This window comes from uncultured Polaribacter sp. (genome assembly GCF_947501385.1).
Lineage (GTDB): Bacteria > Bacteroidota > Bacteroidia > Flavobacteriales > Flavobacteriaceae > Polaribacter.
The window spans coordinates 1-19,169 of sequence record NZ_CANMVP010000036.1 but is presented as its reverse complement, the minus strand read 5'-3'; the positions used below and the strand labels follow the sequence as shown (position 1 = coordinate 19,169).

Annotated in this window: 15 protein-coding genes; 9 read left to right on the top strand and 6 right to left on the bottom strand. The window is 31.8% G+C overall.

The genetic code is table 11. From position 1 onward, the window contains the following. Window positions 1–167: 167 nt before the first annotated feature. The 4 genes from Q0998_RS17645 (at window position 168) to Q0998_RS17630 (ending at window position 3,318) form a co-directional block, all read left to right on the top strand. Window positions 168–1,346: a CHRD domain-containing protein gene (locus Q0998_RS17645; protein ID WP_299672265.1), complete on the top strand. Its 1,179-nt coding sequence runs from the start codon at window positions 168–170 to the stop codon at window positions 1,344–1,346. Between the two features lie 101 nt (window positions 1,347–1,447). Further along, window positions 1,448–1,885, top strand: coding sequence for a hypothetical protein (locus tag Q0998_RS17640; RefSeq protein ID WP_299672263.1), 438 nt, complete (start codon window positions 1,448–1,450; stop codon window positions 1,883–1,885). Next, a complete protein-coding gene (locus tag Q0998_RS17635; protein WP_299672261.1) occupies window positions 1,878–2,423 on the top strand; it encodes a YceI family protein in 546 nt (181 codons plus the stop codon). Before Q0998_RS17640 ends, Q0998_RS17635 begins: the two co-directional genes overlap by 8 nt. Then, on the top strand, window positions 2,413–3,318 hold the full coding sequence (locus tag Q0998_RS17630; RefSeq protein WP_299672259.1) for a DUF5777 family beta-barrel protein: 906 nt from the start codon (window positions 2,413–2,415) through the stop codon (window positions 3,316–3,318). The genes Q0998_RS17635 and Q0998_RS17630 overlap by 11 nt, the downstream gene beginning before the upstream one ends. A 169-nt stretch (window positions 3,319–3,487) precedes the next feature. On the opposite strand, the gene Q0998_RS17625 is transcribed toward Q0998_RS17630, so the two are convergent. The 6 genes from Q0998_RS17625 to Q0998_RS17600 all read right to left on the bottom strand — a co-directional run bounded on the left by Q0998_RS17625 (window position 3,488) and on the right by Q0998_RS17600 (window position 13,753). Further along, window positions 3,488–4,333: a hypothetical protein gene (locus tag Q0998_RS17625; protein WP_299672257.1), complete on the bottom strand. Its 846-nt coding sequence runs from the start codon at window positions 4,331–4,333 to the stop codon at window positions 3,488–3,490. 1 nt (window position 4,334) lies between these two features. Continuing rightward, complete coding sequence (locus Q0998_RS17620) at window positions 4,335–5,156, bottom strand: HipA family kinase (protein ID WP_299672255.1); 822 nt, start codon at window positions 5,154–5,156, stop codon at window positions 4,335–4,337. A 235-nt stretch (window positions 5,157–5,391) separates the two neighbouring features. Then, window positions 5,392–7,845: an endopeptidase La gene (lon, locus tag Q0998_RS17615; protein ID WP_299672253.1), complete on the bottom strand. Its 2,454-nt coding sequence runs from the start codon at window positions 7,843–7,845 to the stop codon at window positions 5,392–5,394. A 191-nt stretch (window positions 7,846–8,036) separates the two neighbouring features. Beyond that, window positions 8,037–9,008, bottom strand: a complete 972-nt coding sequence (locus Q0998_RS17610; RefSeq protein ID WP_299672251.1) for a Gfo/Idh/MocA family oxidoreductase — start codon at window positions 9,006–9,008, stop codon at window positions 8,037–8,039. Next, on the bottom strand, window positions 8,998–10,881 hold the full coding sequence (locus Q0998_RS17605; RefSeq protein ID WP_299672249.1) for a sodium:solute symporter: 1,884 nt from the start codon (window positions 10,879–10,881) through the stop codon (window positions 8,998–9,000). Before Q0998_RS17605 ends, Q0998_RS17610 begins: the two co-directional genes overlap by 11 nt. Window positions 10,882–11,254: 373 nt before the next feature. Then, window positions 11,255–13,753 (bottom strand): PIG-L family deacetylase, encoded by a 2,499-nt coding sequence (locus Q0998_RS17600; protein WP_299672247.1) that lies wholly within the window; start codon window positions 13,751–13,753, stop codon window positions 11,255–11,257. 323 nt (window positions 13,754–14,076) lie between these two features. Between Q0998_RS17600 and dnaN the strand changes: the two genes are divergently transcribed. From dnaN to ggt, 5 genes are all read left to right on the top strand, one after another. Next, window positions 14,077–15,195 (top strand): DNA polymerase III subunit beta, encoded by a 1,119-nt coding sequence (gene dnaN / locus Q0998_RS17595; protein ID WP_299672245.1) that lies wholly within the window; start codon window positions 14,077–14,079, stop codon window positions 15,193–15,195. A gap of 269 nt (window positions 15,196–15,464) precedes the next feature. Then, window positions 15,465–15,680: a hypothetical protein gene (locus tag Q0998_RS17590; protein ID WP_299672243.1), complete on the top strand. Its 216-nt coding sequence runs from the start codon at window positions 15,465–15,467 to the stop codon at window positions 15,678–15,680. Next, a complete protein-coding gene (locus Q0998_RS17585) occupies window positions 15,673–16,002 on the top strand; it encodes a type II toxin-antitoxin system RelE/ParE family toxin (RefSeq protein ID WP_299672241.1) in 330 nt (109 codons plus the stop codon). The genes Q0998_RS17590 and Q0998_RS17585 overlap by 8 nt, the downstream gene beginning before the upstream one ends. Before the next feature lie 183 nt (window positions 16,003–16,185). Next, on the top strand, window positions 16,186–16,728 hold the full coding sequence (locus tag Q0998_RS17580) for an acyl carrier protein phosphodiesterase (protein WP_299672239.1): 543 nt from the start codon (window positions 16,186–16,188) through the stop codon (window positions 16,726–16,728). 713 nt (window positions 16,729–17,441) lie between these two features. Next, window positions 17,442–19,127, top strand: coding sequence for a gamma-glutamyltransferase (ggt, locus tag Q0998_RS17575; RefSeq protein ID WP_299672237.1), 1,686 nt, complete (start codon window positions 17,442–17,444; stop codon window positions 19,125–19,127). Window positions 19,128–19,169 lie beyond the last annotated feature (42 nt).

Sequence of the window (19,169 nt, the reverse complement as noted above, 5' to 3'; positions counted from 1 at the left end):
TTAAATTTTAATGAAACAAAGAATATTCATCTTTCAACCCTAAAACCATGATTTTTTAACTAGCTTTTTTCCTCTTTAAAAACTCAATTTCCCTTTCACATCTATTTTTTTTATTTATAAAACAGAAAGAAGTTCATTTGTGTATTACTAATCTTAAAAACAAAAAAATGACAACAATTAAAATTAAATTATCGGCCATTATTATATTGGTTTTTTCAACTGTGATGATCAGTTGTAGTTCCGATTCAGATTCAGATACTATAGCAATTGTGGCCACTGGTTCACAAAAAGTTTACCAACTAAAAGCGCTCACAGATGCTAATATATCTGGAACGGCTACTTTTAAAGAAATGAGTGATGCATCTACCACTATTGAACTTGAGCTACAAAATACAATTGCAGGCAGTACACATCCTGCACATATTCATTTAAATACTGCTGTAGAAGGTGGTGCAGTGGCAATTTCTTTAGGTATTGTAGAGGGTACTACGGGAAAAAGCAGTATCAATATAAAAACGAAAGATAATGGAGACGCAATCACCTACGCAACATTATTAGAATACAATGGTTATATTAATATTCATTTAAGTCCTACTGAAGTTGCAACATTTGTAGCACAAGTAGATATCGGACAAAATGAACTGACAGGAGAATTAAAAGAATATCCTTTGGTAACCAAAGATGTTGCAGGAATAGATGGAGTTGCTAAATTTTACGAGCGTGTAAACGGAACCACTTTGGTGGCCATCATTTTAAACGGAACTTCTGCGGGTGATGAACATCCTGCGCACATTCATGCTGGCGCTGCTGGAAGTAATGGTGCAATTATTATTGCATTGAATCCTGTACAAGGAGAAACTGGTATTAGCAAAACACAAGTAGCAACATTAGAGAGTGGTGCAGCCATTCAATATTCAGATTTTTCTACTTTAGATGCGTATTTAAATGTGCACTTGAGTGCTTCTAATCTAAGCTCTTTAATTGCCCAAGGAAATATTGGTGCAAATAGCAACACACCCATTGTAGCAAAAAATTATGATGTTACCAACAGTGGCGCAACTGCTTATATTTTTAATAATGATGCTCTTACCAATGTTAGCAATGCTAATTTTACATTGCAAAGAGGAAAGACATACACGTTTAATGTAAATACACCTGGACATCCTTTTTTAATAAAATCGGTACAAGGAACAGGAACTGCAAATATTTACAATGGTGGCGTTACAAATAACGGAACAGCTTCTGGTACCATAACATTTACAGTACCTACAACAGCACCAAACACCTTATTTTATAATTGTGAATTTCATGGTGCTATGACCGGTATTATTACCATTACTAATTAAGACAATTGTAGGTAATTACCGATTAAAATGTTTTTTTAGTCGGTAACTATTTATCTACGTACGTCAAAATATAATTTGATACTTTTACGTAATCTGATTTTATGAAGAAAAAAGATATTTTTGTTTCTAGTATGGTCACATTATCAATATTGGTAATCATTTTCTATTTTGTGACAGTTGTGTTTTCTGAACCTGAAAGGAATTTAGAAAAAGTGAGTTCAGAAGTATCTTTAAATTCGAATGAATTGGTTGCTTCTTTTCTTACGGATGAAGAAAAATCGAACGAATTGTATGTTGATAAAATTCTAGAAGTAGTTGGTTTTGTAAAAGAAGTTACTTTTTTAAATAAAAGAATTACAGTATTATTGTACAGTAAAAATAATGATGCTGGTATTATTTGCGACATCGATAAAAACCAAATAGAAAAAGTAAAAACGTTAAAAAAACATCAAGAAATAAAAATAAAAGGCATTTGTAAAGGATTTTTAAAAGATGTTGTCTTGTTGAATTGTTATATAGATTTAAAAACGAATGAATAAATTAATCCCCATTCTTTTACTACTTACTTTTTTTACAGATTTTGACGATACTACATCTCAATTTATTACACGTCAAGGACAAGTAACCTTCTTTTCTTACACCTCTGTAGAAAATATTGAAGCAAAAAACAATCAAGTAGTAAGCATTTTAGACATTGAAAAAGAAGCCATTGCTGTAAGTATGCTAATGCGCGCTTTTGTGTTTAAAAAAGATTTAATGTACGAGCATTTTAATGAGAGTTATATTGAATCTGACATGTATCCGAAGGCTAATTTTGAAGGAAAAATCATCAATTTGGATGCTAGCGTGGCCTTACAAACAAAAATCATAAAAGGCACTTTAACCATTCATGGCATTTCGAAGGAAATAGAAATAAAATCGACAATAGAAAATAATAACGGTACGTATGCTTTAGAAGGAAATTTTGATGTTTTAGTCAACGATTTCGATATTAAAATACCACCCATTTTATCTAGTAATATTGCCAAAACTATTTCTTTAAAATTTAAGTTTCAATACCAACCTTATGAAGAATAAACCTACTTTGAAGCTCCTTTTTCTATTTTTTATAGGTATGGCTTCTGCAAACGCACAAAATTTGTTAGACCAATTAGCAAAAGAATTCCCAGACAAACCCGTCTATGAAATTGCAACTTTTAAAACCACAAGAATGGGTTTAGGGCATTCTATTGAAACTAGAAAAAAAGGCGCTTTAGAAATTGCTTTGTATAATAGATATTGGAACATTCCTAATTTTGAAGGGCAACGTTTTTTGGCAGATGTAGTAAGTACGCGATATGGTTTAGATTATGCTTTTACAGATAATTTTACCTTTGGTCTTGGTTATACAAATCATGATAAAATTACAGATGGATTTTTAAAATTCAAAATTTTTAAACAGCGTAGGAATTCTAAAAAAATGCCTTTTAGCATTACGTTTGTTCAAGGATTTTCTCATAGAGACAAAGCGAATGCAAATACGAGTTTATATGGCGGTAATTCGGCTTCAGATAAATATGCATTTACAAGTCAGTTGTTAATTGCCAGAAAAATGAATGCTAACCTTTCGCTACAAATAATGCCTACTTTTATTCAAAGAAGTACAAGTTCTTTAGATGGCGATCCAAACAGTCAGTTTGCTGTTGGTTTTGGCGGAAGACATAAAATTGGCGGTCATGCTGCTATTGTTTCAGAATATTTCTATGTTGCCAATTCATTGAAATCGATAGACACCTACAACGCTTTTATGGTGGGGATCAATTGGGAAGTGAGCGATTTAATGCTACAATTTCACATGACCAACGCTCGTAACTTTGCGGAAGATACTTTTATCACACAAACCAGAAATAATTTTAATGCCAAAGACGGAAACTTTCATTTTGGTGTAAATGCCACTTTTATTCTCCATACTAAAAAGAAGAAATTGAAGTAGCGTTTTAAAATGCAGCATTTTAGATATTTATTTTCTCATTAAAATTTTTTAACTTCGCTACTGTGCTGAACTTATTTCAGTAACTATTGATATCAATCATTGAAAAGATACCATATCTATATCACGTTGGCCAAAATTTTAAAAAACGGATAATTGATAATAATGTATTTTAGTCAAAGAATGGCTTCACATTGTTATTCTCGATATATTGTTCGATAATTCCAACTTCATCAACATCAACAAACTCGAGGAATTCTGTGTCCCTGATTTGTTCCCATAAAAAGTGATTTTTATTTATTTTATTTTGTGGCTCTCTTCCTAAAACAAAATACTTCCCTCTACTATCAACTTCTAATTCAATAGCTTTGGTTAAAGAAACAAATCGAGTGACATCATTTTCCAGATAATAGTGTTTTTTTTCAAAATCTATAGTTTGACCAGCAACTGGAATTCCATTTACACCAATAAAATCAATATCTATAGGTGCGAATAAGTTTTCAAAATCATTTGAAGTTAATGTCTTTTCAAGATTTACTCTTTTTTCGATTTTTGGAAATAATTGTGTTTTAACGACCGAATGAACATTAAATATTGGAGTGACATTTATCTCTTCTGAATATCTAAAAATATATTTTTCAAAAATCCTTTTAAAATTATTACTATTTAATTCGACATCAATAGATTTAGGTAAAGAGAACTGAACTATATTATTTGAATACTTTGAAAGATATGTTAAATAACTTTCATTAACCCAATTATTTTGAAACTCTTTTTTTTCAAATAATTGACTTGAAATATTCACACTGGAAGCACCTATTTGCTTTTCTATGGATTTCAAATAATTTTTAATCAATCCATATCTTTCATTATTTAAAATACCTTTAAAAGCTGAAAGCTTTTCTATAGAATATTTAAAATAATTTTTTATACCATTGGATACAACTACACCAATACTAACTCTTTCATTTAGAGTGGTATTTAAGTTTACGTATAAAATCGAATAAATTGTTTTCATTTTAATTAGCTACAAAAGATTGAACAAACTCTCTAAAATTGGTCACACATTGCTTTTTCCAATCTTCAGAAAATAAATTATTTGTAATTCTTTCCCTTATTACATCCTTGTCAATATGCCAAGAATCAGGAACTAAACTCAATTTCTCTTCTAATTTATCTTCACATTCCTTGGTACAAATGTAAAACATTTCAATTAAGTTATTTACAATGTCTGTTAATTTCCTGTTTTTTCCAAATAAAATTTTTGCTATATCTGTTTTAATTATTGAATCATCTTCTGTTAATTCAGCTATTCCGTAATCAAGAAAACTCGAATTAAATATATTCACGTGGTCTATTGCGTAGAAGAAATTTGTTCTTTCTGGAGATACATATAATAGTAAATTAAAATTATTATGATTTCTATCTTCATTTGCAATCCATATATCGAATAAAGCAATTTTTAAAAAATCTGATTTATCAGCTATTTTATCTCTGAAAGACTTTTCTTGAAACATAGAAAGCATTGTATGATCTAATTCTTTAGAGGTTTCAAGGTATAATGAACCAAAACATTCCTTTTCAAACCAACCTAATTGTAATTGTGGAAACTTTTCACTTGGAATATGCTCACTTTTCACTTTTATCAAGGAGGTTTCTGGAGTTTTAATTTCCCATAATTTTGCAAATTCCGAAGCTATAAGTTCGTTAAATAAATATTTAGGAAACCTATCATACTTACATACCCAATCTCTGAAATCATCACATGTAACAAGTAAAGGACTACTTCCTTGCGTATCAAAAACTTTATGAACATCTTCAATTGTATGAAGTAATTGCATATAAATACTTTTAGCTAAATATGAAAACAAATATATCAAATAAAAACTCTGTACAACATCGATGCCATACTTTATAGCTATTTACTCTTCATCAAGAAAATATTTTATTTTCATTAATTTAGTATTTTAGAAATGCTACAAAGCATATAAAAATCACTTAGCAAATTCAATAAAAAAGCCCCTAGAAATTGAGAAAACTCAGTAAAAAGAGGCTTTTTTTATTCAAACTTAAAACTTACACTAATTTCTTAGCATTTTGTACTTTTTGTTTTGTGAGTGCAATGTCTATGACTTGTTTCATATCAGACACATAATGAAAAGTCAATCCTTTTAGATAACTTTCTTTTATTTCTAAAATATCTTTTCTATTGTCCTCACACAAAATTATTTCTTTAATATTGGCTCTTTTTGCCGCTAATATTTTTTCTTTAATTCCGCCAACAGGCAATACTTTTCCGCGTAAGGTAATTTCGCCTGTCATGGCCAATTTATTTTTCACCTTACGTTGTGTGTAAGAGGACACTAAAGACGTTAACATGGTAATACCAGCACTGGGTCCGTCTTTAGGTGTGGCACCTTCAGGCACGTGAATATGTACATTGTACTTTTCTATAATTTCTTGTTTGATGCCAAATTCTTTCGCATTCGATTTGATGTATTGCAACGCAATTGTAGCAGATTCTTTCATCACGTTTCCTAAGTTACCCGTAATAGAAAGTGTTCCTTTTCCTTTAGATAAAATAGATTCTATAAATAAAATATCGCCACCAACTTGTGTCCAAGCCAAACCTGTAACCACTCCTGCAACGCCATTCGTTTCGTATTTATCTCTGTTTCTTGGCGTTCCTAAGATTTTTTCGACGTCTTCATGTGTTAATGTGATATCGTAAGCTTCTTCCATAGCAATAGATTTTGCTGCAAAACGCACCACTTTTGCGACTTGTTTTTCTAAACCTCTAACACCAGATTCTCTTGTATAACCTTCCACAATTTGTTCAATCTGTTTTTTTCCTAATTTTAAATGTTCAGTGGTTAAACCGTGTTCTTTTAATTGCTTTGGTAACAAATGTCTTTTCGCGATTTCAATTTTTTCTTCAATCGTATACCCCGTTACATTAATGATTTCCATTCGGTCTCTTAAAGCCCAAGGAATTTCGCCTAAATTATTCGCTGTTGCAATAAAAAGAACTTTCGATAAATCATACCCAACTTCTAAATAGTTGTCGTAAAAAGCTTCATTTTGTTCAGGATCTAAAACTTCTAACATGGCAGAAGAAGGATCTCCTTGATGACTTTGCCCTAATTTATCAATTTCATCCAATACAAAAACAGGATTCGAACTTTCTGCCTTTTTTAAATTCTGAATCAAGCGCCCTGGCATGGCACCAATGTAGGTTTTTCTGTGTCCGCGAATTTCTGCTTCGTCTCTTAAACCACCTAAAGACATTCTTACATATTTTCTTCCCAAAGCTTCTGCTACCGATTTTCCTAGAGATGTTTTACCAACTCCTGGAGGTCCGTACAAACAGATGATTGGCGATTTCATATCGTTTCTTAACTTTAAAACAGCCAAATGCTCTATGATTCTTTCTTTTACTTTTTCTAACCCAAAATGATCTCTGTTTAGAATCTTTGTGGCTCTTTTTAAATCGAATTTATCTTCTGTAAAAATACCCCAAGGCAATTCTAATAACAACTCTAAATAACTTCTTTGAACACCGTATTCAGCAGCTTGCGGGTTCATTCTTTTTAGACGGTTCAACTCTTTCTCAAAAGTGGTTGCTACTTCTTTTGACCATTTTTTAGTCTTTGCTTTTACACGCATTTCTTCTAACTCTTGGTCATTAGAAACACCACCCAATTCTTCTTGAATGGTTTTTAATTGCTGGTGCAAATAATATTCACGTTGTTGTTGGTCTAAATCTTCTCTGGTTTTAGACTGAATATCATTACGCAATTGCAATTTTTGAAGCTCTTTGTTTAAGTTTTTCAACGCTAATAAAGCACGTTCTTTTAGATTGTCTTTTTCTAAAATTATTTGCTTTTGCGCTACGCTTAAATCCATATTGGATGAAATAAAATTCACCAAAAAAGAATCTGATTTTATATTTTTAATTGCAAAGGAAGCCTCTGATGGCAACATGGGGTTTTCTTTAATAACCTCTAATGCCTGTTCTTTTATAGATTCTATAATTGCTTCGAACTCCTTTTCATCATCAATAATCTTGTCTTCAATAGCTTCTTTTACAGTGGCTTTTAAATAGGGCTTGTCTTGAATAATGGTATCAATTTCAAAACGTTTTTTACCTTGAATAATAACCGTTGTATTGCCATCTGGCATTTTTAAAACACGTAAAATTTGTGCAACAACACCTGTTGTATGAACATCTTTTAACGTTGGTTCTTCTTCGTCTTCATTTTTCTGTGCTACTACGCCAATTACCTTATCGCCCTTGTTTGCGTCTTTTATCAACTGAATAGATGCATCTCTGCCCGCTGTGATAGGAATTACTACTCCTGGAAATAAAACAGTATTTCTTAAAGGTAATATTGGTAAAATTTTTGGTACACTTTCTTTATTGATAATCTCTTCATCTTCTGGCGTCATCAATGGAATTAACTCAGAATCTTCATTTAAAATGCTATGAAGCGACATATTGTCTAATCTTACTACTTTTGGTTTACTCATCTTCTTTATATCTGTCATACTGACATTGATTCTTTTGAACAAAGAAAGCAACATCTGTTTTATGTTTATTAAATAACTGAAAATCAAAAAATTAAACTTTAAAAAGATTGATTTTCTATTTATAAAAGTCAATATGTATGCCAAAAGAACCTATTCACACAGAAGATATGGAATTCCTAAAACAAGATGAGTTAATAGGTTAAACCAATTATTTCTCTAACCCTATCTAAAGTTTTGATCAAGTTTTTAGAAAATTCAAAAGTCATGATATCACTTTCCTTTTTATTAGCGCTTACAAGTTGATTAAAGTGTTTAATTTCATAGCTGTAACCAATTGTTTTGTAGTCAAAATCGATTATTTCTTCTTTTTCTTTTGTAGTAATGGTTACTGTTGAAGGTGCATGAAATTGGGTATTAATTTCGATAGTTCCTTTTTCGCAAGTAAAAACAGCTTTTGTAGGTGTCTCTTCTAACAAGGTGCTTTTTAAAATAGCCGTTGCTTGATGATACTTGAAATTCATAGTACAAGAACTGTCTGCTCCGTTTTCAAAAAAAGTAGCATTGGCTGCTATGCTTTCTGGAACTCCTAAGGTTGATAAAGCTGCAAATATTGGATAAATCCCGATATCTAACAAACTTCCGCCACCAACTTCTTTTCTAAAAAGTCGGCTTTCTGTGTCGTAAGCTTTGTGAAAACCAAAATCTGCTTCTAATTTGGTTACTTTTCCAAACTTTTCTTTTTGGAGTAATTTTAAAACATATTGGTAATGTGGTAAAAAATAGGTCCATAAAGCTTCCATTAAAAGGGTATTATTTTCTTTGGAGATGGCAACCATTTCGGTTACTTCTTGCAAATTCATTGCAAAAGGTTTTTCACACAAAACGGCTTTTTTATGTTCTAAACAAAGTATGGCATGTTCTTTATGAAAACTGTGTGGCGTTGCAATATAAATAGCATCAACTTCTGGGTCTTTTGCTAAATCTGCGTAAGAGTGGTAAGCTGTTTTTGCATTGAAATTTTTAGAAAATTCATCTGCATTTTCCTGACTTCTAGATGCAACAGCAATCAATGTTGCATTTTCTACAGTTGCTAAATCTGTAGCAAATTTATGGGCAATTTTTCCGAGTCCGATAATTCCCCATTTGATGGTTTTATTTTTCATTTATAATTGTTTTATCAATATTAAAGAATCCTAAAAAGAAAAACAAAATTATTAAAGAAAGTACATGAATAATATTTAAAGAAACATCATTTAAAACATCATAAGTAATTTTAAAAATTGCTAAAGAAGTAATCATTAAAGTAATTCTACTTTGTTTGTTTATCGATTTAAAAACAAATGCTAATGAGAAAAATAACACTAAAATGCATCCGATAAAATTCAACCATAAATAACTAACAATTGGTTCTAAACCTTGAGATTCTAGGTGGTAAATTCCGAAATAATAAATGGAACAAATTAATATTTGAGTGATTAAAGCTGCTATAAAAACTGAATTTCCATTTACTTTTTTAAAGAAAAATGCGAGTAAGAAAATCCCTAAAACATTTCCGTAGAAAATAGAACCAATGATATTTACCAACTGAATTAAATTATCGAATAAATTGGCGATACATGCTACTGAAATGGCGATGATTCCCCAAGCCAATGTGAACCATTTAGAGGCTTTTACAAAATGTGCATCACTCTTTTCTCCCTTTACATTACGTTTGTATAAATCTATCGCCGTTGTACTTGCCAGTGCATTTAATTCTGATGCTGTTGATGACATTGCTGCAGATAAAATTACGGCCAATAATAAGCCAATTAATCCTCTTGGAAGATTGTTTAATATAAAATGAATAAAGACATAATCTTTGTCATTTGATTCTATTTTATCTAGGGTGTTTTCTTTATCAATTTTATCAATAATTACCTTTGATGTTTCTTTCAACGCTAAATCTCTTTCATTCAAATCTAGAATTTGTTGTTTTTCTTCAACCTGAAAACCGTCAGCAAACAATACTTTCTTCGTATTTTCAATTTCTATATGTTCTTTTTCTAAGGCTTGATATTCTTCAACATATTTTGACTTTTCAACTTGTTCATTTGCTCCTGGATTAAAATTTAATGGAGATGGGTTGAATTGATAAAACACAAAAACCATCACACCAATCAACAGAATAAAAAATTGCATCGGCACTTTTAACAATCCGTTAAAAATTAATCCTAACTGACTTTCTCTAACCGATTTTCCAGACAAATACCGTTGTACTTGACTTTGATCCGTTCCAAAATAAGACAACATTAAAAATGTTCCACCCAAAATACCTGTCCAAACGGTGTATCTATTGCTCAAGTCGAATGAAAAATCTAGCACTTCCATTTTATTACTCGCGCCCGCAATTTCTAGTGCTTTAGTAAACGTAATATTTGCAGGAAGCTGATTCATAATCATAAAAAATGCTATCAACATTCCTATAAAAATGACAATCATTTGTTGTTTTTGTGTAACATTTACGGCTTTTGTTCCTCCAGAAACGGTGTAAATAATCACTAAAAACCCGATGATGATATTCAATGTTAATAAATCCCAACCCAGCACTGCAGACAAAATAATTGCGGGCGCAAAAATGGTAATTCCTGCTGCCAATCCTCTTTGAATTAAAAATAAAATTGCCGCTAAACTTCTGGTTTTTAAATCGAATCTTCCTTCTAAAAATTCATAAGCAGTGTAGACTTTTAGCTTGTGATAAATGGGAATAAAAACCACACAAATAATCACCATTGCAATTGGCAAACCGAAGTAGAATTGCACAAAACCCATTCCGCTATGAAACGCTTGTCCAGGAGTTGATAAAAAAGTAATGGCACTAGCCTGGGTGGCCATTACAGACAAACCAATTGTCCACCATTTAGAATCGTTTCCACCTTTGATGTAATCTGTAACGTTCTTATTTTTTCTAGTAACATAGGTGCCGTAGGCAACAATAAATAGTAAGGTTACCGATAAAATAATCCAATCTACTGCATGTAATTTATTTGCTATTTCCATAAATTATACGGTAAAGTAATTGGTAATAAAATAAAACACAATCATATAGATTACATTGACCACTAAAACCAGTGTATATTCCTTTTTCCAAATGTACTTTTGATGATTCATTTTATATTATTTTTTTGAAGCTATTTCCCAGCTTGTAATTTATCTTGAGCGTAGACGAAAGGCTATATTTTTTTAAGAAAAACAAAAAAAGGATGCCGTTTCTCACGATACTTCGAGAAGGGCTAAACTTATTTACCAACTACCCGTCATTCCTAAGAGGGCAGGAATCTAAACTTACTTCCTATGGATTCCTGCCTTCGCAGGAATGACAAAACCAACTCGAAACCTGAAACCTGAAACCTGAAACCTGAAATTTTAAACCTTAAAACTCCTTTTCCTTCCCAGCAGCCAATAAATTCGCAAATAATTTATACGCTCCAGAAACTCCAGCAGGCAATTCTCTAAAAAAACTTAAACCTGTATAGATATAATTTCCTTTGCCATATTTCGCAATTAATAAACTTCCATTTTTAGGCGTTTCGCCTTTATCATTCATCGATAATACTGGTGTGTATGCTGCATCCCAAGATCCAGGAAAATACAAACCACGTTCTTGTACCCAACCGTCAAAATCTGCTGCTGTTATTTTATTCGGAAAGTTTAACAACGAATTGTTTTTATCTAAAATTCGAACTTCAGCAAACTCATCTGTCACTCTATCTCTAGACAATTTTAGTGGAAAAGGTGCTGCAATAGCTACTCCTCTATTGGTATTGTATTGTACAATCATGTTTCCGCCTTTTTCAACATAATCTAACAAATATTTTTGCTTAAATTTGAGTTCTTTTTCTACATTATACGCTCTAATTCCTAAAACAATCGCATCATACTCATGCAAATTTTCTGCATTTATTTCTGATGGATTTATTTCTACAACGGTATATCCTATTTGTCTTAAGTTTTCTGGAACCCTGTCTCCCGCTCCTTTTATATATCCTATTTTATCCCCTACTTTTTTAATGTTTAAACGAACAATCTTTGCTTCAGAATTTAATAAAATCGATTGTTTCGGAATGTGGTTGTAATTAATTTCCACCAATTCTTTGTTGTAAGTTTTTCCATTGGAAGTTGCTATAACTTCTAATTTTCCTTCCGATTGGTTTTTTGGTGGTGTAATCATAAATTCAACGGTTTGTTTGTCATTTTTTTGTTGAATGTTAAATGTGATTTCTTTTGGCGAAACCTCCCAATCTGTTGGCACTTTCAAACTTACTTTTCCTTTTGCATTATTTGCTCCTGCACGAACTTCTACAGCAATTTTGTGTGCTTTTTGATCAGAAAAAAGAAGCACTTTATCTTGTAATTTTGTTGTGATAATTGGCAAAATCTCAAAAGGTTCGTAAATTTCACCTTTGTCTCTTTCTGAATATCTTCTCACCACATTTTTTGTGATGGTAATGGGTACTTCATCAATCATTAAATTGAAATCAATTTTAGCTGACCTTGGCGTTTCTGGCTTTCCAATTAATAACTGATTTTCAACCGCATACATTCCTAAAGATGCTTTTTCGCGTAACCAATAAGGATCTGAAAATTGAGTTGTCTTAATAGTAATGGTTTCTTTAAAATTGATTTTCTTATTTGTCGTTAGCTCTAATGTTTTCGAAACTGTTTTATTATCAATAGTTGATGTAATTGAAGTCAATTCCATTGGAACGCCACTCCTATTTAGCACTTCAAAATTTATAGCAATGGTAGCATTTGGCGTTGCTGAAGCACTAACTGCAGATGCTTCCAAATACAAACCTGCACAAGCTTCAATAATTTCTTTGAGCTGCTTTTCTTTAATTGCTCGCCAATGTGCATCTTCAATTTTTTGAATCATTTTGTAGGCTTCCAAAAGTCTCGGTAAATGTTTAGAAGGATTTACAAAATCGAAATTTTCTTCAATTTCATATAGAATGTCGCCAATTTCGCCGCCATTTTTTAAACGATTCCAAGTAGTGTTGATTCCAGAAAAAATAGCTGTCTGATCTTTTGGTTTGTCGCCTTTTAAAAACTCAACATACTCCTTTTGACTTCCACGAGTTAACAAACGTCCAAAACCTTGACTTAAATGCTGGCTACTTGCCATAGATGCCAATTCGTTATTAGACAAACCTTTTAAAGGATAATACACACCAACATCAAAAGAAGTCAACTTGCCTTTTGTGGCTTTGTCAAAATCTTCTTGATTTCTATAAAACCAAGAGGAAGTATTAAAAAATAATCTTTTCGGATTCCAAACGCTTGTATATTTTAATTGTTCTGGAAACTGTGTTTTATCGCCCACTTTATCAAAAGCTTCCACACTTAAAATTGCAGAACTTGTATGATGACCGTGCGTAGTTCCAGGCGTTCTATGATTAAATCTATTGATGATTACATCTGGTTTAAAGGTTCTAATTGCCCAAACAACATCACTCAACACTTTTTCTTTGTTCCAGATTTTTAACGTTTCATCTGGATGTTTTGAATAGCCAAAATCGTTCGCTCTGGTAAAAAATTGTTGTCCGCCATCAATTCTTCTTGCAGCTAACAATTCTTGTGTTCTAATAACGCCTAACAGTTCTCTAATTTCTGGACCAATTAAATTCTGACCACCATCTCCTCTTGTCAATGATAAATAGCCGGTTCTGGCCTTTATGTTGTTCGCCAAATATGCAATTAAGCGTGTATTTTCATCATCAGGATGTGCAGCAATGTATAAAGCTGTCCCTAAAAAATTTAGCTTTTGAATTTTTTCGTAAATTTGATTGGTCGTTAATTTTTGAGGTTTTTGAGCAAAAATCGTATTAGAAGTAGCCGATAATAGTAATAGAATTAGTAGAATTCTCTTCATTGTAGTAATTTGATAGTAATTTGTCTGGTCGAGCGTTCCGAAGCTTCGGAAGAGACCTACATATAGCCTCTCATAAACTGCGTTTTTATCTTCAAACTGAAATATATTTCAGTTTTAAATAATGCTCTAGGAGACATTTTTAATTTAAAATAAAAATATCCGTAAAAACAAATGTAGTTTTTTATGCGTCAAAATAGGATTTGTTAACATAATTATAACGTTTTCAAAATCGGCAACAAAATGCTCATAACCTGTTAATAAATTAATTTTTAAAGTCACTTATTAAGATTATATTTGTAAATCAAATTAAGAAAAAACATTACATGAAATTTATTGTATCCAGTTCGCAATTATTAAAACAATTACAAGTTTTAGGCGGCGTTATAAATAGTAATAATACTTTGCCAATTTTAGACAACTTTTTGTTTGAATTGTCTGAAAATCAATTAAAAGTTTCTGCATCAGATTTAGAGACTACAATGAGTTCTGTAGTTGAAGTAGAAAGTGAAAGTGCAGGTGCTATTGCTGTTTCTGCACGTTTATTATTAGATACTTTAAAAACGTTTCCAAATCAGCCTTTAACGTTTAAAACCGAAGGTGACAATACCATAGAAATTAGTTCTGATCAAGGAAAATATGACATGGCATATTTTGGTGGCGATGAATTCCCAAAAGCGGTTTCTTTACCATCTCCAAGTAAAACGGTTGTTCCTGCACATATTTTAGGAACTGCAATTTCAAAAACCATCTTTGCTGCTGGAAACGACGATTTACGTCCAGTAATGAGTGGTGTATTTTTTCAGTTTAGCTCACAAAGTTTAACTTTTGTAGCAACAGATGCGCATAAATTGGTAAAATATTCTAGAACAGATGTTACTGCAGACCAAACGGCAGAATTTATCATGCCTAAGAAACCTTTAAATTTATTAAAAGGAATTTTAGGAGGTTCAGATAGTAATGTAACCATTGAATATAATGATGCAAATGCAAAATTTACGTTTGATAATGTGGTGTTGGTTTGTCGTTTAATTGATGGAAAATACCCGAACTATGAAGCGGTAATTCCAAAAGAAAATCCGAATAAATTAACGGTTGATAGAGCTTCTTTCTTAAATTCAGTAAGACGTGTTTCTATTTTCTCTAGCAAAACAACACACCAAATTCGTTTGAAAATGGCAGGTACAGAACTAAATATTTCTGCGGAAGATTTAGATTTTGCCAACAAAGCAGATGAACGTTTGAGTTGTGATTATCAAGGTGATGACATGCAAATTGGTTTTAACTCTCGTTTTTTAAGCGAAATGTTAAACAATTTAAGTTCTAACGAAGTATTGATTGAGATGTCTTTGCCAAACAGAGCAGGAATTTTAACACCTATTGATGGCACTGACGAAGGTGAACAAGTCACCATGTTAGTGATGCCAGTGATGTTGAATAACTAGCACTCGCAGTGTGCGTTTTGTACTCAAATGATTTGTCTCCTGCTTTTTTTTGACTTTTTTAAAATAAACTCTAACAGGAATCTACAATATATTAAAACCACAATGGTTCTGAAATTGATTCAGAATTAATTGTGGTTTTTTGTTTTCATCTAATGAAGTGATTTAAACTTTTCTAATTGAAGGGAAAAAAGGCATTTTGTAGCCAATTGAGAAAAGTTTAAATCACTTCAATAATTGAAGATTTCTTATCTTTACTAAAATAATACGTTATGAGCACTTTAGAAATTCGAAATGAAATGTTAGAGATTATCCAAAATGAGGATGAAAACTCTTTAAAGAATTTATATCAAATTATAAAACAATACAAACATCAAAAGCAATTAGATAAAATGATTGCAGAAGGTGAAGAAGATATTAAGAATGGAGATGTATATAATTCATCGGAAGTTAAAGCGATGCTAGATAATTGGGTAGATAATGACTAAAACTATTGTTTGGTCAAAAAGAGCCACAAATGATTTGGAAAAAGTGACCAAGTTTAATTTAAAATTATACAATTCTAAAAAAGCTATTGAAATTTCAAAAAAATTAATAGCATCAAAATTAATAGCATCTCCTGAAATTCTTCTAAATTCAAAAATCGATCTTACAAATCATGGACAGATAGATGAATCTTTTAAACATCTAAAAAGAATTTACAGGAGAATTCTAATCAATCAATATAAAATCACCTATCGGATTGGAAAAAATGATATCTATATTGTAAGAGTTTTTGATACAAGACAGCATCCAAATAAGAATAAATAATTTCCTTGGATTTTAATTGTAAATTTTTTCTTTGCTGAGCTTTACTTTTCTTCTATAATTTTTTGAAGTTAAATTTTAAATTGTCAACTCCTAGCACTAAAAATTGTCAACACTTTTTTGACTACTTTTACCTCCATGAATTTCCTAGCTCATTTATACCTTTCACAAAACAATACTGACATTATGATCGGCAATTTTATTGCAGATCATATTAGAGGAAATAATTATGAACGATTTTCTAAAGAGATTCAGCAAGGAATATTTTTACACAGAGAAATAGACACATTTACAGATGCACATGAAATTGTAAGAAAAAGCAAACGTCGTTTGCACAAACGTTACAGACACTATGATGGTGTAATTATCGATATACTGTATGACTATTTCCTAGCCAAGAATTGGGCAACCTATTCTGAAATTCCATTAGCTATATATACAGATGCTATCAATAAATTATTTGATGAGAAATCTCCTGAATTACCTTTAAAATCTCAAAATTTTATCAAATATATGATTGAATATAATATATTATTCAATTATCAATACAAAGAAGGAATTGCCAAAGTTTTAAACGGAATGAACACCAGAACCAAAGGAAAGTCTCAAATGAATTTAGCCATAGAAGATTTAGAAATTTTAGAAGCAGAATTACAGGAAGATTTTACGCTCTTTTTTAAAGATTTAATAGCGTTTTCTAATAGAAAACTAGAAGAATTGGGCGCTTAAGGTTTCTTTTAATATTTAGAAAATTATATATTTAACCCGTTGTGCATTTTGATAAATTCTGTCAATTCGAGTGAATTTCACGATTGAAATAAGTGAAATTTGTATCGAGAATAAGAATTTTCGTTTCTAAACTAGTTCTCGATACGATTTTTTTATCAAAAAATCACTCGAACTGACATTTTGGAATACATTTAGCTCAAAATGCACAACGGGTATATTTAATAATGTTAGCGTTCTGTCAGGTCGAGACTTGAGATAGAAAATTATCAAGCGGTTATAATGACGTAAATTAGTCTATAAATATGTCTGTTCGAGACCCAAGAAAAAATTTTTATCAAGCGGTTGGAATGACGTAATGTCTCCTCGAGCGCAGTCGAGAGGTTTTAATGAGGTCTCGACTGCGCTCGACCAGACATATATTAATAATCTGTAAAACAGTAACTTAAAAGCTACGTCAATGGTAGCGCAGTCGAGAACTATTAATCTACTTGAAATCAGGTAATTATATAAACACGTCAATGGTAGTAATTCCGATTCTTCATAGAAATTGTATCGAGACCACGTACTAATTTATAAAAAAGTTCTCGATACATTTTTTTATTTTCATTGCATTACAATAAAAAAACACTCGAACTGACAAGCTCGAATCGTTGAAGAAAAATAGATTTAAAATTCATTAATATATTAAGACAAAGAAATATAAAACGAACCATATGAAAAAAATCCACCTCCTTATTTTATGTACACTTTTATCAATTTTAAATGCTTGTAAAAAAGAAAAAACCATAGGTGTAATCACAGAAAAAGCCATGGTGGTTTCTGCAAGAGAAGAAGCTTCTAAAATAGGTTCCGATATTTTACAAAAAGGCGGAAATGCCTATGATGCGATGGTTGCAACACATTTGGCTTTGGCAGTGGTATACCCTGTTGCTGGAAATATTGGTGGTGGTGGATTTATGGTGTATAGAAATAATGACGGCACAAAAGGCGCCTTAGATTTTAGAGAAAAAGCACCGATTACTGCGCATAAAGATATGTATCTAGATTCACTTGGTAATGTAATTGAAAATAAAAGCACCTTAGGTGCGCATGCCGTTGGAATTCCAGGTTCTGTAGCGGGTGTTTTTGAAGTGTACGATAAATTCGGAAGTTTGCCTTTTACAGCATTAATTCAGCCTGCGATTGATTTGGCAAGAAACGGAATTACAATCACAAAGAAGCAAGCAAATTCATTAAACAATGCTACTGAAAGGTTCGAAAAAGTAAATACTTATAAAACTGTTTTTGATAAAAAATGGACAGCCGGAGACATTTTAAAACAAGAAGCATTGGCGCAAACTTTAGAACGTATTCGCGATTTTGGGAAAGACGGATTTTACAAAGGTAAAACAGCCGATTTATTCGTAAAGTACGTTACCGAATTAGGGGGGATTATTACGCACGAAGATTTAGAAAAATACCAAGCAATTTGGCGAACACCCATCTCTTTTAATTATAAAGACTATACGATTACTTCTATGACATTGCCTGCAAGCGGAGGCATCTGTTTGGCACAAATGTTAAAATCGATTGCACCTTATGATGTATCAGAAATTGAACACAATTCAACGCAATATGTGCAATTATTAACCGAAGTAGAAAGAAGATCGTATGCAGATAGAGCTAATTATTTAGGAGACATCGATTTTGTAAAAGTTCCTATAGATAGTTTAACAGATCAGAAGTACCTTAACAAAAGAATGGAAAGTTTTTCTTGGGAGAAAGCAACTCCTTCTTCCGAGGTTTCTCACGGAAAAATTTTAGGTTATGAAAGTGATGAAACCACACATTATTCGATCGTAGATCAGTTTGGAAATGCCGTTGCTGTAACCACCACTTTAAATACTGGTTACGGTTCTAAAGTGGTTGTAAAAGGCGCAGGCTTTATTTTAAATAATGAAATGGACGACTTTTCTAGCAAGCCTGGTGTTCCGAATGTGTATGGATTAGTAGGTTCTAAAGCAAATGCAATTGCACCAGAAAAAAGAATGCTAAGTTCCATGACGCCTACAATTGTAGAAAAAGATGGAAAGTTAAAAATGGTTATAGGAACTCCTGGAGGTTCTACCATTATCACATCCGTTTTACAAAATATTTTAAATGTTGTTGAGTATGATATGGGAATGCAAGCATCTGTAGATCAGCCTAGATTTCACCATCAGTGGTTGCCAGATGTGATTCGAATGGAACCCAATGGTTTTACGAAACAAATAAAAAGCAAACTCGAGTCTTTAGGCTATGAAATTTTAGAAAGAAATTCTTTAATTATTGGTCGTGTTGATGCTATTTTAGTGTTACCAAACGGGCAATTAGAAGGGGGTGCCGATAAACGTGGGGATGATGCAGCCGTTGGATTTTGATTTATTATTGCACAGAGATTCACAGCGTTTTTTCGCAGAGAT

Bases quoted from the DNA above. Each gene is read 5' to 3' on its own strand.
- Q0998_RS17585 (WP_299672241.1), top strand. From the start codon at position 15,673: ATGACTAAAACTATTGTTTGGTCAAAAAGAGCCACAAATGATTTGGAA.
- lon (WP_299672253.1), bottom strand. From the start codon at position 7,845: ATGAGTAAACCAAAAGTAGTAAGATTAGACAATATGTCGCTTCATAGC.
- Q0998_RS17625 (WP_299672257.1), bottom strand. From the start codon at position 4,333: ATGAAAACAATTTATTCGATTTTATACGTAAACTTAAATACCACTCTA.
- Q0998_RS17630 (WP_299672259.1), top strand. From the start codon at position 2,413: ATGAAGAATAAACCTACTTTGAAGCTCCTTTTTCTATTTTTTATAGGT.
- Q0998_RS17610 (WP_299672251.1), bottom strand. From the start codon at position 9,008: ATGAAAAATAAAACCATCAAATGGGGAATTATCGGACTCGGAAAAATT.
- ggt (WP_299672237.1), top strand. From the start codon at position 17,442: ATGAAAAAAATCCACCTCCTTATTTTATGTACACTTTTATCAATTTTA.
- Q0998_RS17590 (WP_299672243.1), top strand. From the start codon at position 15,465: ATGAGCACTTTAGAAATTCGAAATGAAATGTTAGAGATTATCCAAAAT.
- Q0998_RS17645 (WP_299672265.1), top strand. From the start codon at position 168: ATGACAACAATTAAAATTAAATTATCGGCCATTATTATATTGGTTTTT.
- Q0998_RS17640 (WP_299672263.1), top strand. From the start codon at position 1,448: ATGAAGAAAAAAGATATTTTTGTTTCTAGTATGGTCACATTATCAATA.
- Q0998_RS17580 (WP_299672239.1), top strand. From the start codon at position 16,186: ATGATCGGCAATTTTATTGCAGATCATATTAGAGGAAATAATTATGAA.
- Q0998_RS17605 (WP_299672249.1), bottom strand. From the start codon at position 10,881: ATGGAAATAGCAAATAAATTACATGCAGTAGATTGGATTATTTTATCG.
- Q0998_RS17600 (WP_299672247.1), bottom strand. From the start codon at position 13,753: ATGAAGAGAATTCTACTAATTCTATTACTATTATCGGCTACTTCTAAT.
- Q0998_RS17635 (WP_299672261.1), top strand. From the start codon at position 1,878: ATGAATAAATTAATCCCCATTCTTTTACTACTTACTTTTTTTACAGAT.
- Q0998_RS17620 (WP_299672255.1), bottom strand. From the start codon at position 5,156: ATGCAATTACTTCATACAATTGAAGATGTTCATAAAGTTTTTGATACG.
- dnaN (WP_299672245.1), top strand. From the start codon at position 14,077: ATGAAATTTATTGTATCCAGTTCGCAATTATTAAAACAATTACAAGTT.